Annotated in this window: 14 protein-coding genes; 7 read left to right on the top strand and 7 right to left on the bottom strand. The window is 57.0% G+C overall.

The window, feature by feature from the left end; genetic code table 11:
• Window positions 1-18 precede the first annotated feature (18 nt).
• Complete coding sequence (locus BMZ23_RS08370; protein WP_093475384.1) at window positions 19-864, bottom strand: AAA family ATPase; 846 nt, start codon at window positions 862-864, stop codon at window positions 19-21.
• 131 nt (window positions 865-995) lie between these two features.
• On the opposite strand from BMZ23_RS08370, the gene cysK reads away from it, so the two are divergent.
• The 3 genes from cysK to BMZ23_RS08355 all read left to right on the top strand — a co-directional run bounded on the left by cysK (window position 996) and on the right by BMZ23_RS08355 (window position 4,208).
• Window positions 996-1,970, top strand: coding sequence for a cysteine synthase A (gene cysK, locus BMZ23_RS08365; protein ID WP_093475381.1), 975 nt, complete (start codon window positions 996-998; stop codon window positions 1,968-1,970).
• A gap of 87 nt (window positions 1,971-2,057) precedes the next feature.
• Window positions 2,058-3,773 carry a bifunctional isocitrate dehydrogenase kinase/phosphatase gene (aceK, locus tag BMZ23_RS08360; RefSeq protein WP_093475378.1) on the top strand — a complete coding sequence of 572 codons (1,716 nt, stop codon included), beginning with the start codon at window positions 2,058-2,060 and terminating at the stop codon, window positions 3,771-3,773.
• Window positions 3,774-4,001: 228 nt separating this feature from the next.
• Window positions 4,002-4,208: a cold-shock protein gene (locus BMZ23_RS08355; RefSeq protein ID WP_036989629.1), complete on the top strand. Its 207-nt coding sequence runs from the start codon at window positions 4,002-4,004 to the stop codon at window positions 4,206-4,208.
• Between the two features lie 92 nt (window positions 4,209-4,300).
• Here the strand turns inward: BMZ23_RS08355 and BMZ23_RS08350 are convergent, their stop codons facing one another.
• Window positions 4,301-5,287: a YhdH/YhfP family quinone oxidoreductase gene (locus BMZ23_RS08350; protein ID WP_093475375.1), complete on the bottom strand. Its 987-nt coding sequence runs from the start codon at window positions 5,285-5,287 to the stop codon at window positions 4,301-4,303.
• A 9-nt stretch (window positions 5,288-5,296) separates the two neighbouring features.
• Window positions 5,297-6,316, bottom strand: a complete 1,020-nt coding sequence (gene sohB, locus BMZ23_RS08345; protein WP_093475372.1) for a protease SohB — start codon at window positions 6,314-6,316, stop codon at window positions 5,297-5,299.
• 176 nt (window positions 6,317-6,492) lie between these two features.
• Here sohB and BMZ23_RS08340 point away from each other — a divergent pair, with 176 nt between their 5' ends.
• The 4 genes from BMZ23_RS08340 to BMZ23_RS08325 all read left to right on the top strand — a co-directional run bounded on the left by BMZ23_RS08340 (window position 6,493) and on the right by BMZ23_RS08325 (window position 9,583).
• A complete protein-coding gene (locus BMZ23_RS08340) occupies window positions 6,493-7,194 on the top strand; it encodes a histidine phosphatase family protein (RefSeq protein ID WP_093475370.1) in 702 nt (233 codons plus the stop codon).
• Between the two features lie 58 nt (window positions 7,195-7,252).
• Window positions 7,253-7,567: an SCP2 sterol-binding domain-containing protein gene (locus tag BMZ23_RS08335; RefSeq protein ID WP_093475367.1), complete on the top strand. Its 315-nt coding sequence runs from the start codon at window positions 7,253-7,255 to the stop codon at window positions 7,565-7,567.
• A 151-nt stretch (window positions 7,568-7,718) separates the two neighbouring features.
• A complete protein-coding gene (locus BMZ23_RS08330; RefSeq protein WP_093475364.1) occupies window positions 7,719-8,786 on the top strand; it encodes a phosphotransferase family protein in 1,068 nt (355 codons plus the stop codon).
• Window positions 8,787-8,815: 29 nt separating this feature from the next.
• Window positions 8,816-9,583, top strand: a complete 768-nt coding sequence (locus tag BMZ23_RS08325) for an SDR family oxidoreductase (protein ID WP_093475361.1) — start codon at window positions 8,816-8,818, stop codon at window positions 9,581-9,583.
• Window positions 9,584-9,640: 57 nt separating this feature from the next.
• Here BMZ23_RS08325 and BMZ23_RS08320 read toward each other — a convergent pair whose 3' ends face one another.
• The 4 genes from BMZ23_RS08320 to BMZ23_RS08305 are packed head-to-tail and all read right to left on the bottom strand — an operon-like array spanning window position 9,641 to window position 13,658.
• Entirely contained in the window at window positions 9,641-10,246 is a 606-nt protein-coding gene (locus tag BMZ23_RS08320) for a hypothetical protein (protein ID WP_143069575.1), read from the bottom strand.
• 54 nt (window positions 10,247-10,300) lie between these two features.
• Window positions 10,301-11,137 (bottom strand): NAD(+) diphosphatase, encoded by an 837-nt coding sequence (gene nudC / locus BMZ23_RS08315; RefSeq protein WP_093475355.1) that lies wholly within the window; start codon window positions 11,135-11,137, stop codon window positions 10,301-10,303.
• The gene (locus BMZ23_RS08310; protein WP_093475352.1) at window positions 11,130-12,815 is read right to left on the bottom strand and encodes a FimL-related protein; all 1,686 of its coding nucleotides are present in this window, start codon (window positions 12,813-12,815) and stop codon (window positions 11,130-11,132) included. The genes nudC and BMZ23_RS08310 overlap by 8 nt, the downstream gene beginning before the upstream one ends.
• Window positions 12,816-12,845: 30 nt before the next feature.
• Entirely contained in the window at window positions 12,846-13,658 is an 813-nt protein-coding gene (locus tag BMZ23_RS08305; RefSeq protein WP_093475349.1) for a crotonase/enoyl-CoA hydratase family protein, read from the bottom strand.
• Between the last annotated feature and the right edge of the window lie 232 nt (window positions 13,659-13,890).

Raw genomic sequence — 13,890 nt, 5'->3', positions numbered from 1 at the left:
CCCTTGAATTGTACCGTCTCAGCGATTCTGCCGGCGGGTCATGAAGGCCAGGCGTTCCAGCAGCATCACGTCCTGTTCGTTTTTCACCAGCGCTCCGGCCATTGGCGGGATGGCCTTGGTCGGATCCCGCTCGCGCAGCACTTCAGCGCCGATCTCGTCCGCCATCAGCAACTTAAGCCAATCCACCAGCTCGGAGGTCGAGGGCTTTTTCTTCAGGCCCGGCACCTTGCGCACGTCAAAGAAGATGTCCATTGCCTCGGCCACCAGCTCGTTGCGAATGCCGGGGAAATGCACCTCGACGATCTTCTTCATGGTGTCGCGATCAGGGAAGGCGATGTAATGGAAGAAGCAGCGACGCAGGAAGGCGTCTGGCAGTTCCTTCTCGTTGTTCGAGGTAATGATGATGATCGGGCGATGCTTGGCCTTGATCGTCTCGTTGGTCTCGTAAACGTAGAACTCCATCTTGTCGAGTTCCTGCAACAGGTCGTTGGGGAACTCGATGTCGGCCTTGTCGATCTCGTCGATCAGCAGAATGGCGCGCTGGTCAGACTCGAAGGCCTCCCACAGCTTGCCCTTCTTGATGTAGTTACGGATGTCATGAACCTTCTGCTCACCCAGTTGCGAGTCGCGCAGGCGGCTGACCGCATCGTACTCGTACAGACCTTGATGGGCCTTGGTGGTCGACTTGATATGCCAGGTGATCAGCTTGGCACCCAGCGACTCAGCCAGTTGCTCGGCCAGCATGGTCTTGCCGGTGCCCGGCTCGCCCTTGACCAGCAACGGGCGCTGCAGGGTGATGGCAGCATTCACTGCCAGCTTCAGGTCGTCGGTGGCAACGTAGGAAGCGGTACCTTCGAATTTCATTCGGTTGTCCTCAACGGAATCTATAACGGCGGCGACGCAGTGCTCGCCCGGGGCGCATGACTATAACGTGACGGTAGCAGCAGTGTGAACCGGGATGTAGTATTCACTGACTGAATGAGCAGGAGTCCGTCATGAGCAAGATCTACGCCGACAACGCCGAATCCATCGGCAATACCCCACTGGTCCGTATCAATCGTCTCGGCCCCGCCGGCGTCACCATTCTGGCCAAGATCGAAGGCCGCAACCCGGCTTACTCGGTGAAGTGCCGCATTGGTGCCAGCATGATCTGGGATGCCGAGCAGCGTGGCGTACTCAAGCCCGGCATGACTCTGGTCGAACCGACCTCCGGTAATACCGGCATCGCTCTGGCCTTTGTTGCCGCCGCCCGTGGCTATCGGCTGGTGCTGACCATGCCTGCCTCGATGAGTCTTGAGCGGCGCAAGGTACTCAAGGCGCTGGGTGCTGAACTGGTGCTGACCGAACCTGCTCAGGGCATGAAGGGTGCGATCGCCAAAGCCGGCGAACTCGTGGCCGCCAGTCCTACTGATCATTTATTGCTGCAACAGTTCGAGAACCCGGCCAACCCGGCTATTCATGAAAAGACCACCGGACCAGAAATCTGGCAGGACACCGACGGTGCCATTGACGTCTTTGTCGCCGGTGTTGGCACCGGCGGTACCCTGACCGGGGTATCGCGTTACATCAAGCAGCAGTGTGGCAAGCCAATCATCAGCGTGGCGGTAGAACCCACCAGCTCACCGGTAATCAGCCAGGCACTGGCCGGACAGGAACTGACCCCCAGCCCTCACAAGATCCAGGGACTGGGTGCCGGCTTTATTCCCGGCAACCTCGACCTGACGCTGATTGACCGCGCCGAACTGGTCAGCGACGACGAAGCCAAGGCCATGGCTCTGCGCCTGATGCGAGAGGAAGGCATTCTCTGCGGCATTTCCTGTGGCGCCGCCATGGCCGCGGCTGTGCGCATTGCCCATGAGCCTGAGATGCAGGGCAAGACGCTGGTCGTGGTACTGCCTGACTCCGGCGAACGTTACCTGTCCAGCATGCTGTTCAGTGACCTGTTCACCGAGCAGGAAAATATCCAGTAACTCCCTGGCAACGGCCTGCCACCGGCAGGCCGTTGCCAGGCAGTGCACGCATAACTGCCTTATTTCCAGCTTCCCGGATACTCGCCCATGCCCTACTCTGCCTCTCGCATTGCGCAACTGATACTTGATGGTTTCGACCTGTATCGCGCAGCTTTTCGTGACATCACTGAAGGTGCGCGCCTGCGCTTTGAGCTGGCTCAATGGGACGGCATACAGGAGGCGTCAACCGCACGTATCAACCTCTACGAGGAACAGGTACAGGTCACCGCTGACGCCCTGCTGCTGCAAGCCGAGCAGAGCGGCATTCTGGACGCATCACGCTGGCCGGAAATTCGCCTGGCTTACATCGACATCATAAATGGACGCTTTGATGACGAGCTGGCAGAAACCTGGTTCAACTCGATTTTCTGCAGCCTGCACCAGCACGAATTGATCAGCGATCAGACCATGTTCGTCCACAGCACGCGCCCGGCCCACCGGATCCCCTCCCGGGTGCAGCTGACCCGAGGCTTTGTCTCCAACGGATCACTGGAAAACCTGGTGCGGGAAATTCTTGAAGAATTCAGTTTTGATGTGCCCTGGGCAGATCCGGTGGGCGACCAGGCCATGATAGTGGCACAGCTTCGCCGCGGCCTGCCTGACTGGGCTCAGATGGATACCCAACTGGCTGTGGAGTTGGTGCAATCGGTGTTCTATCGCAACAAGGGCGCTTATCTGGTTGGTCGCGTGCTCAGTCAGGGCGAGCAATGGCCTTTCGTTTTGCCCTTGATTCATCATGAGCACAAAGGCATTGCTGTTGACACGCTGATTACGGACGAGAGCGAAGTATCGATCATCTTCTCCTTTACCCGCTCCTATTTCATGGTGGACGCTCCTGTTCCACGCAAGCTGATACGTTTTCTAAAGCGACTGATGCCCGGCAAACACGTTGCCGAACTCTATACCGCCATAGGTTTCTATAAACAGGGCAAGTCGGAGTTTTACCGCGGACTGATCGACCACCTGGAGCACACTGACGACCGTTTTGAAATGGCTGCAGGTGTGCGTGGCATGGTGATGAGTGTATTCACGCTGCCCGGATTCAACACTGTCTTCAAGATCATCAAGGACAAGTTTGCCCCTTCAAAAAATATTGAACGCTCGACTGTGATCGAAAAATACCGGCTGGTAAAACGCCACGATCGGGTTGGCCGGATGGCAGACACTCAGGAGTTTGCCGATTTCCGCTTCCCCAGAGACCGCTTCGAACCTGAATGTCTCGCCGAATTGCTGGAAGTCGCCGCCTCCACCGTGGTCGAAGAAGGCGACACCATCCTGATCCGTCACTGCTGGACCGAGCGCCGGATGATACCGCTGAACATCTACCTTGAAACCGCCAGCGAGACCCAGACTCGCGAAGCCTTGCAGGATTATGGTCAGGCAATCAAGGAATTGGCTGCGGCAAATATCTTTCCCGGCGACATGCTGCTGAAGAACTTCGGCGTCACCCGTCACGGCCGCGTGGTCTTCTATGATTACGACGAAATCAGCTACCTGACAGAAGTGAACTTCCGGCACATTCCCGAAGCCATGTACCCGGAACAGGAAATGTCGAGCGAGCCCTGGTACTCCGTCGGGCCGAATGATGTTTTCCCGGAGGAGTTTCCGGTATTCCTGTTTGCTGACATCCGACATCGCAGACTGTTTGCCAGCTTGCACGGCGATCTGTTCGAAGCCGATTACTGGAAAGGCATCCAACAACGCATTCTGGAAGGTCAGGTACTCGACGTTTTTCCCTACCGCCGCGGCGGCGGCGAAGGCTGAGGAATATTTTTACCTTTCGGGGGTGTTATTTTCCGAATCTGGCGTATACTGAAATCCGTTTGACGGGCACCGGCTTTTGCCGGACCGTCAAGCGCGTAGGTTTTCAAGATAGAGTTGTAGGCTGCAAGCGCACTAAACAGTACGTAAGTTTGTCATTCTCGTAATCTTTGATTCCCACGCTTGATGAGCTTCGGCTCGTTTAACAAAACTGAATAGGAATTATCCGAAATGGCAACTGGTACTGTTAAGTGGTTCAACGACACCAAGGGTTTTGGCTTCATTACTCCGGACGGTGGCGGTGATGATCTGTTCGCCCACTTCTCCGAAATCAAGGTACAGGGCTTCAAGTCGCTGGCCGAGAACCAGAAGGTGTCCTTCGACATCACTACTGGTCCCAAGGGCAAGCAGGCTGCAAACATCCAGATCATCGGCTAATAGCTGCTGACTGGGTGCCGGCTTAGGCCGCAGCACTCAAGCTCTGAAAAAACCCCGGCTTGCCGGGGTTTTTTGTGGGTGCAATATCCTGCTCAATCGACGCGCACGACCACCCGGCCAATCATGCGGCCCGCAAGAATCTTCTCAACCTGTTCAGGCAATTCCGACAGTGACACCTCATGCTCTAGGTTATGCAGATCGGTTTTCCACTGTACCGACAGGCGATCCCAGATCGACGCCTTGACCACCAGCGGTTGCTCGACAGAATCAACGCCCAGCAGATTCACATTGCGCAAGATGAATGGCAGCACACTGGCCTGGAACTGCACACCGGCAGTCAGCCCACAGCAGGCGACACTACCGCCGTAACGCAGCGACTTGAGCACATTGAACAGAATATCGCCACCCACAGTGTCGATTGCTGCGGCCCACTGTTCCTTGAGCAAGGGCTTTTCCTTGCCACTTTCCAGCACACTGCGATCAACGATCTGCCGGGCACCCAAACCTTTCAGGAAATCAGCCTGCAGCGCCTTGCCCGTGGATGCAGCCACCTCATAACCAAGGCGTGACAGCAGAGCCACCGCAATACTGCCCACCCCTCCTGTAGCCCCGGTCACCAGAACCGGACCGTCATCGGGCGACAGGCCGGCCTGTTCAAGCTTGTCAATGCAGAGCGCCGCCGTAAGGCCAGCGGTACCCAGCACCATGCTGTCGCGCAGCGACAAGGCAGACGGACGCTTGAGCACCCAGGCAGCCGGCACGCGAATGTACTGACCAAACCCACCAGAGGTGTTCATACCCAGATCATAGCCGGTAACAATCACCTCATCACCGGGCGCAAGCTCGCCTACCGAAGACGCTTCCACCACGCCGGCAGCATCAATACCCGGTGTATGCGGATAGCTGCGAGTGACTCCGCGGTTGCCCGTGGCCGACAGGGCATCCTTGAAATTGAGTGATGAGTAGCGCACGCGAATCAGTACTTCTCCAGCCGGCAGATCATCAATGTGCCGCTCGGCAAGTGCCAACTTGAACTGCCCATCCTGCTCCTGTGCTACCAGTGCCTTGAATTGAGACATGTGCCACTCCTAATGAAAATACTGTTTGTTCAAACGCGACAGCCATGTCAGCAGCAAGCGGTCGACAGCTGTCGACAAGCTGCCGGCAAGCTTTTCCTGCAAGCGCTTGCGCACGACAAAATGCACCTCGAACAGGTCTGCATCTGCCACCCTGCTACTGATGTACTGGTCGCTGGTAATCAGGCTGTCAACCAGTGAGCGCTCCAGCGCCTCACTACCAAACCACACCTCACCGGTAGCTACTTCGCCAACATTGAGTTCAGGCCGGTAACGACTGACAAACTCCTTGAAGAGCTTGTGGATGTTTTCCAGATCCTGCTGGAATTTCTCCCGACCTTTCTCGGTGTTTTCACCAAAAAGTGTCAGGGTCCGTTTGTACTCGCCTGCCGTCAGCATCTCAAAATCCACATCATGCTTCTTCAGCAATCGATTGAAGTTGGGCAACTGCGCAATCACGCCAATAGAACCGAGCATGGCAAAGGGCGCAGCCAAAATACGATCTCCAATACACGCCATCATGTAACCACCGCTGGCAGCCACCTTGTCAACACTGACCACCAGCGGGATGCCGGCCTCGCGGACACGCACCAGTTGTGCCGCAGCCAGACCGTAAGCATGGACCATACCTCCCCCACTCTCCAGTCGAACCAGAATCTCGTCCTTGGGGCGTGCCAGTTCAAGCACTGCGGTAATCTCGTGGCGCAACCCTTCCAGTGCACTGGCCTTGATGTCGCCGTGGAAATCCAGCACATATACCCTCGGGCGACTCTCGGCTTCCTTTTCCCGCGCCTTGTCCAGACGTTTGCGTTCCCGGTTGCGTTGTTTCAGTCCGGGGCGAGACAGAACACTCGCGGCCAGACGGTCCGACATGCGCTCGAGCCGCTGGTTTAGCGGCGTCACCTGCAACTCCCCTTCGCCACGGCGACGCTGCCCACGGCTGACAGCGACCATCAACATAACCGCCAAAACCGCCAACAAGACGGTCATAACCTTGGCCAGAAACAGGCCATATTCGGACATCCACTCCACCTTGCAGGCTCCTTGGTCTAGCTGGATTGATCTAGTGTTTGCCTAGAGCATACAGGATGCAGACAACACTGCGGACACCTCCGGCAACAGAGGAATTCAAACGATCGTATGATTTTTGTTGACAGCCCTTGCCGGCACTCATACCCTCAGACAGATCAACAAGGCGGGTAAACACAGTGGGCAGCATCTATCTGATCCGACATGGACAGGCTTCACTCGGGGCAGCCAATTATGACGTGCTGTCGCCGCTTGGTGTGATCCAGTCTCAGGTTCTTGGCCAGCACCTGCAACGAACCGCAGTGACTTTCCAGCGGATTTTGAGCGGCAGCATGTTGCGCCAGTCTGATACCGCCAAACATGCACTGCAACAAATGACCGGATCAACCGGACTCTTTGAGTCAGACCCTGCATTCAATGAATATCCCGCGGACACCGTCATCAAGGCCTATCTGCCCAGACTGCTGGAGAGCCAGCCTGAGGCGATGCTCTATCTTGAAAACGCCGGGCAGCACCGCAAGGAATTCCAGAAAATCTTCAGCCGCATAATTGGCTGGTGGGTTAGCGACACAGCGCTGCCTGCTGGCTGCCCAAGCTGGCAACACTATGCCGAAAAGGTCCTCAACGGCCTGCAGCGTTTGCAGCGTGAGGCCGACAGCGGTAATGATATTGCTGTTTTTACGTCCGGTGGCGCGATTACCGCAGCCGTACAACAAATCACGCAAATGCCTGTTGCAAGCGCTTTCGAGCTCAACTGGCAGATCGTGAATACCTCTGTAACCCGCCTGCAGTTCGGCCGGGAAAAAATCAGTCTGGCCGGCTTCAATTGCCGGGCCCATCTTGATATTGACCCCCGCCCCGACCTGGTGACCTACAGATGACCCGCAACCCGCCCAAGGGTTGAACCCTTTGAAATGACACACAGATAAGGACAGGCCAATGACCACTGTTGCAGACATCATCAGCAATATGGAATCCAAGTTCAACGCCAGCGCTGCCGCCGGCCTGGATCTGGTATTCCAGTTCAGCATCGAAGACGGTGAAAACTTCAACGTCACCGTCAAGGATGGCACCTGCGCCGTCGCCCAGGGCGATGCCGGCACTCCGAACGTCACCCTGATCATGGACACTGCCACTCTGGTTGGCGTCATGACCGGTGAGACCGATGGCATGCAGGCCTTCATGGCTGGCAAGCTGCGCGCCGAAGGCGACATGATGCTGGCACTGAAGCTCAGCGAGCTGTTCCCGGCCTGATGCGGACATGGCCGGGGTGATTCATCACCCCGGCCAATCCACAAACAACACCCTGCCTGATAAACGCTTTCAAACGCCCGTTCCAGCTTGTTGCCCCTGCCCCTGTCGGTTAGATTGACTGCCACTATTGCAACAGGTAGCAGACCGACCCATGACTTTGACCGATCAAGCAACCGGTATTCGCGAAGGCGAGGAGCTGGACACAGCACGCGTTGACGAGTATCTCAAGCAACACATTCCAGGCCTGCAAGGAAGTCCGCAAATCCGCCAGTTCCCCGGCGGCGCCTCCAACCTGACCTATCTGATCAGCTATCCCCAACAGGACTTTGTGCTGCGGCGCCCCCCCTTCGGTCACAAGGCCAAGTCCGCCCACGACATGGGCCGCGAATACCGCATTCTGAACCAGCTCAATGCCGGCTTTCCCTACTGCCCCAAAGCCTACGTGCACTGCACCGACGAGTCCGTACTTGGCTGCGAATTCTATGTCATGGAGCGCATCAAGGGAGTCATTCTGCGGGCAGACCTGCCGGCAGAACTGGGACTTGATGAACAGAGCACGCGTGAACTCTGCAAGAGCTTTATCGACCGCATGGTTGAACTGCACAATGTCGACTATCAGGCCTGCGGACTGGGTGACCTTGGCAAGCCGGAAGGCTATGTAAAACGCCAGATAGAGGGCTGGATTGAGCGCTACCAGCGCGCACTGACCGAAGATGCGCCAGCCTGGACTGACGTCATGCAATGGCTGCGCGACAAGATGCCCGCGGACCACCCCAAGCCGGGACTGGTTCACAACGACTACCGCTTCGACAATGTGATACTGGATCCGGATAATCCCATGCGCATCATCGGCGTACTGGACTGGGAGATGACCACCATCGGCGACCCGCTGATGGATCTCGGCAACAGTCTTGCCTACTGGATCGAAGCGAGCGACCCGGCGCCGGTTCAACTGATGCGCCGCCAGCCAAGCCATGCACCCGGCATGCTGACGCGCCAGGAGTTCGTCGACTACTATGCCGAGCGCGCCGGCATTCGCATCGACAACGTCGACTTTTACTACACCTACGGCCTGTTCCGTCTTGCCGGCATTGTCCAACAGATCTACTACCGTTATTTCCATGGCCAGACACGCGACCAGCGCTTCGCCCAGTTCATTCACATGAACCGGTTGCTGGAACAGATGAGTCTTGCCGTCATTAAAAAATCGACGCTTTGAGCGTTATCGACATCCAACAGGACCGACCCATGCAAAAAACCCAATTGTTCGACCTCGACGGCAAAGTTGCCCTGGTAACCGGTGCAAGCCGTGGTATCGGTGAAGCCATTGCACGCCTGCTGGCCCAACAGGGAGCTCAGGTTATTATTTCCAGCCGCAAGCTCGATGACTGCCAGGCGGTAGCAGATGCCATTACCGCCAGCGGCGGCAAGGCCGTGGCCATGGCCTGCCATATTGGTGATATGGATCAGATCAGCGCCACAGTTCAGGCAATCCGTGAAAAGTTCGGCAAGCTGGACATTCTGGTAAACAATGCGGCCGCAAACCCCTACTTCGGTAACGTACTGGATACCGATCTTGGTGCTTTCCAGAAAACCGTTGATGTGAATATTCGCGGCTACTTCTTCATGTCTGTCGAAGCCGGCAAGCTGATGCGTGAGAACGGTAGCGGGTCTATCGTCAATGTGGCATCAGTAAACGGCATAGTACCTGGCGAGCTTCAAGGCATCTACTCAATCACCAAGGCCGCCGTAATCAACATGACCAAGGTGTTTGCCAAGGAATGCGCGCAATTCGGCATTCGCTGCAATGCCCTGCTCCCAGGCCTGACCGACACCAAGTTTGCTTCGGCCCTGACCACCAATGACGCCATTCTCAAGCGTGCGCTGGAACGCATTCCGCTGCGTCGTGCTGCAGACCCCAGCGAGATGGCTGGCACAGTGCTGTATCTGGTCAGCGACGCATCCAGCTACACCACAGGCACTGCCATCAACGTGGATGGCGGCATGCTCTCCTGATCAGTACCTTCCTGACAGGGCACACGGGGCTGCCGGATATTTCCGCAGCCCCGACTTTCAGGGCCTCAGGGCACGCATTGCAGCAGCATTCAACGGCTCCGGTATCAGACCGGTAACACCGATGCGCACAGCAAATTCCGCCTCGTCCGCAAGAGGCATATAGGCCAGCGTAAAAGCATCACTTTCAACAAGCACAGGCCGGTCACAACGTTCAAGCCAGAACCACAGATCCCGCCAGGATGGCGATCCGTGCAGCGGATGGGTGTTGTGTGCAATGGTTCGCTGTTGTTCTTCCAGGCCCAGATGGCGTCCTCGTAGCTGATGCAGCCGATAGCCGTCTTCCAGACCAATCGCCGCACTCAGTCCTTTCCAGCGCAACACTTGAACATCCAGCTCCCACAAATCACCCGAGACATCAAATATCCGCCGTTTGCCGGCCTGATCCAGTGTCAGACGATAGAGCGCGGGTTGTAATTGGCTGACCTTCACCTTCAGCACAGGCTCAGAGACAGCCAGCGATCGAAAACTCTGCAGCTCCCAAGCAGCCGCGCCACCAATTACGAGCACGACGGCAAACAGCACCAGCACATTCCCGTATAGCCAGCCAGCGATCCACTGGCGGCGCCATACCAGCCGCACAAACAAAACCAGCAGCAACAGCAACGGAAGTGACAGAATGACGCCAAGGCCGATAAATTGCAGCATGCTCAAGGGCTCTCAGTGAGGAATCGGAGGTCGGGGCTCGCCACGCAAGTCTGCAAGGTGACAATCAATCAGCCAGCGCGAAATACTGCCTTGCGGCGGCAATCCCGGCAGATGATCCGGATGCCACCAGTCAGCCTCTTCAATCTCGCCCGGCTGGGGAACGATATCGCCGGACAGGTAACTGGCATGAAAGCCCAGCATCAGGGAATTGGGGAAAGGCCAGTTCTGACTACCAAGATACTGTAACTGTCCGATGCGCAAGCCGACCTCCTCAGCCACCTCACGCTCAACACATTCTTCAGCCGATTCGCCCGGCTCAATAAAGCCTGCCAGGGTGCTGAAAAAACCGGGGCGAAAGCGCGGTGACCGCGCCAGCAGCAACTCCTCTCCCCGCGTCACCAGAACAATTACGCAGGGTGCCAGCTTGGGGTATTGCCGCAAATCGCAGGCTTCACACTGCAATGCCCGCTCAGTCTCGACCAGTCGGGTTGGCGCTCCGCAGCTACCGCAATAGCGATGACTCTGCTGCCACTCGGCAAGCTGTCTGGCCAGCCCCAGAACCCTGAAGGTCAGCGAGTCAACCTGACCAATAACGCTGCGCAATTCATGCCAGACCAGCCCCCCGGCCGAGTCGGGATGTGCCACTTGCCACATTTCGCACAATTGTCCATCCACATGCCCAAGACTGATTCGCCCGGACACGTCCACCAGAAAGCGTGCCTGATCGGGATCGAGCAATACACGCCCGTCCAGGCTTGCAACCAGCTCCCCGCTGATCAGCACAACCCGCTGTGCAGTGCTTTGCGGCACGCCTGCCAGCGGTGTGAAGCTTGACGTCCGGTCAATCATGTGCCGCGTCACTGCCTACCGGATAACCAAGGGATTCCATGCTGTCCTCGGCCAACCGCAGGATGTCTCTTGCCGTGACGGCAGACAACTCACTGGAGTCAAGATAGAACTCGATCCCCGACAGGGCATCAGCCAGAGTTTCCAGCTGGTTATCACTGAGGTTGGCGTTCTCTGCGAGCATCACTTCCTGAATGAAACGTGCCGCCTGTTCGACAACCGCAGCAGCGCGAGACATACCGAGGAAGGTCAACGCCCCGCGTACGCTTTCGAGCGTGGTCGGAACATTCAGCAGGTGCATCCGGTCAAGACCCGATTCGAGGTAAGCGGTAATGGATCGTTTGGCAAGCGCCAGGCCGGCCTGAGACTCGTCAATCAGTACAATCCGCGCTTCCTTGAGCTCCACCGGCAAATTGCCGGCATCGTTGGAACCCTTGTGGTCCGAGCCCGGATCAAGCAATTCGCTCTGCAAACGCCCAACGGCACGCTCGACCTGCAAAATGGTATCAGCCACCTGCTCCAGGCTGTCTACATCGCCTGCCTGCCAGTTTTCCAGGGACTGGGCAGCAGCACGCAACAAGGCAGACACGCCGTTCAGATTGAGCATCGACAGCGTCTTCCAGAGTCGCTCGAGGGCTTGCCCCAGACTGTCCAGCGTCTGCTCCACGTCCGCCGCGTTACGTGCCAGCAAATCGAGCATGTCCTTGCAAGCGGCAATCTCCTCCTGCAGCGCTTCGGCGACTGAACGCATCACATCCAGGCCGGGACCTCGCAAGCTGGCAAATGCCGATTCCAGCTCGGCTTCTGTGCAGTCGGGTAGTGGCAGCTGGCAGGCTGTGCTTACCGCATCCGCAAGCGGCAGGCCATCACGACCCAGGGCGACCAGATACAGCAACTCCTTGACCAGAGCATGCAAACTCTCATCGGATGCCTGGCCAGGGCTGCGCAGTTCGCGATCAAGCCGCCCAAACAGCCGTTTACGCATTGGATCCAATCGCAAGGGCGTCTGCTCGATGGCCTCAAGAGCTGCATCAGCCATCCAGCACAGGGTCACCGTCCGCGCATCCACAGTGCCTTGAAGACGCTGTAGAGCGCGTTGCAACATTGGCCTGCAAGATGAAAGATTTTCATTGCGCAACAAACCCAACAAGCCAATCTGGTACATCTGGCGCAGACGACCGTGGGTTTTTGCATCAACAGGATTACCTGCCGGACGCTGACGCAGATCGATCGTCGCCAGATCCAGATCCCAGAAATGGCTATCACTCAGTTGTGTCGCCGCTGTACGCAGGGCACGCAACTGGTTGATGCCAGGAAGCAGCAATTCGGGAATTTCAGCGCCCTTCTGCCGGCACAAGGGCAGATAGCGCTGCAACAGGAACAGACTGTCGCAAATCGCAGACAACGCGGCATTGTGGCTATCGCCATCATGCACGGGTATCTCATTGCCCAGCGCGACCATTTCCTCTAGCAACAAGGCTCCGCCCTTGAGCTGCACCAGGGCAAGCGTGCCGCGCAGTTGCTGCATGCCGTCTATCGCCTGTTGCAACAGGCTGCCGTTGCTACGGTCCTCAAGATACTGCTGCAACAGGTCTTCGACTTCACCCATGCTGGCGAACAGCTCATCCCGGATCAGGTCGAGCGAATGTGCGCCAGTCTGCATCTTCTTGTTGTTCTCCATGATCATCCCTGCGATGGTTGTTGTGCTTGATCAGTCTTTGAACTCAGGGTTTTTCTTTGTCATGTGCGCTTGCATGGCCAGTTTCAAATCCTCGGACTGCAACATCGATGCATTCCAGCTGGCAATGTAGTTCAGACCGTCTTCAACACTGTGATCACGGGCAAAACGGATCATTTCCTTGGTGCCGCGGATCGCCACCGGCGACTTGCCTGCGATAGTATGGGCAAGCTGCATGACCTCTTCGAGCAGCGCCCCATGGTCGTCATACACCTGATTGACCAGACCCATGCGCAGCGCTTCGGCTGCATCGAAATTGCGTCCGGTATAGGCCAGTTCACGCATGATGCCATCGCCAATCAGGTGCGGCAATCGCTGCAGGGTGCCAACATCGGCGGCCATTCCCATGTCGATTTCCTTAATCGAGAAAACCGCATCACGGCTGGCATAACGCATATCGCAGGCCGAAATCAGATCAATTGCTCCACCAATACAATAGCCATGAATGGCTGCAATTACCGGCTTGCGGCAGTAATCAACGGCATTGAATGCTTTTTGCAGGCGCAGAATGTTGCGACGAATACGCTCGGCATTGCGACCTATGTCACTTCCCATGCCTGAAGCCGCCTGAGCCAGCAACGAAAGATCAATGCCTGCGGAAAAATGCTTGCCCTCACCAGAGATCACCGCCACACGCACACTGTCTGTCTGATCCACCCAATCAAAGGCGCGCACCATCTCATCCCAGAAGGGCGCGTCCATGGCGTTGATCTTCTGCGGACGGTTGATGCGAATGTGGGCAATGTGGCCCTGCTGCTCAACCAGCAGGCTCTGGTATTCAGTCATGCGTATAACTCCTGATCAGAGGTATGGCCGGCTCTCCGGCTATTCGTCACCGACTATACCAAGCCAGCCAGCCGCTGTAACAGCAAAAAGGCAGAGGCTGGCCAAGTGGTAAAAAAGGAGTATGATTGCGCCGCCCGGCGACAGCCCCTCCCACAAGCACAACAGGCTTCCGATCGCCCGAGGAAAACCCCGAATGCACACTCCCGTCGACCCTTGCGGCAACGGCGGCAGA

It is taken from the genome of Halopseudomonas yangmingensis (genome assembly GCF_900114825.1).
Classification (GTDB): Bacteria; Pseudomonadota; Gammaproteobacteria; order Pseudomonadales; family Pseudomonadaceae; genus Halopseudomonas; species Halopseudomonas yangmingensis.
Note: the sequence above shows the minus strand (reverse complement) of the source record. Positions and strands in the feature narration are given on the sequence as shown.

Excerpts from the sequence above, each read along its gene's own strand:
- BMZ23_RS08330 (WP_093475364.1), top strand. The coding sequence starts at position 7,719 with ATGACTTTGACCGATCAAGCAACCGGTATTCGCGAAGGCGAGGAGCTG.
- BMZ23_RS08355 (WP_036989629.1), top strand. The coding sequence starts at position 4,002 with ATGGCAACTGGTACTGTTAAGTGGTTCAACGACACCAAGGGTTTTGGC.
- cysK (WP_093475381.1), top strand. The coding sequence starts at position 996 with ATGAGCAAGATCTACGCCGACAACGCCGAATCCATCGGCAATACCCCA.
- BMZ23_RS08305 (WP_093475349.1), bottom strand. The coding sequence starts at position 13,658 with ATGACTGAATACCAGAGCCTGCTGGTTGAGCAGCAGGGCCACATTGCC.
- BMZ23_RS08370 (WP_093475384.1), bottom strand. The coding sequence starts at position 864 with ATGAAATTCGAAGGTACCGCTTCCTACGTTGCCACCGACGACCTGAAG.
- BMZ23_RS08350 (WP_093475375.1), bottom strand. The coding sequence starts at position 5,287 with ATGTCTCAATTCAAGGCACTGGTAGCACAGGAGCAGGATGGGCAGTTC.
- BMZ23_RS08310 (WP_093475352.1), bottom strand. The coding sequence starts at position 12,815 with ATGGAGAACAACAAGAAGATGCAGACTGGCGCACATTCGCTCGACCTG.
- aceK (WP_093475378.1), top strand. The coding sequence starts at position 2,058 with ATGCCCTACTCTGCCTCTCGCATTGCGCAACTGATACTTGATGGTTTC.
- nudC (WP_093475355.1), bottom strand. The coding sequence starts at position 11,137 with ATGATTGACCGGACGTCAAGCTTCACACCGCTGGCAGGCGTGCCGCAA.
- BMZ23_RS08335 (WP_093475367.1), top strand. The coding sequence starts at position 7,253 with ATGACCACTGTTGCAGACATCATCAGCAATATGGAATCCAAGTTCAAC.
- BMZ23_RS08325 (WP_093475361.1), top strand. The coding sequence starts at position 8,816 with ATGCAAAAAACCCAATTGTTCGACCTCGACGGCAAAGTTGCCCTGGTA.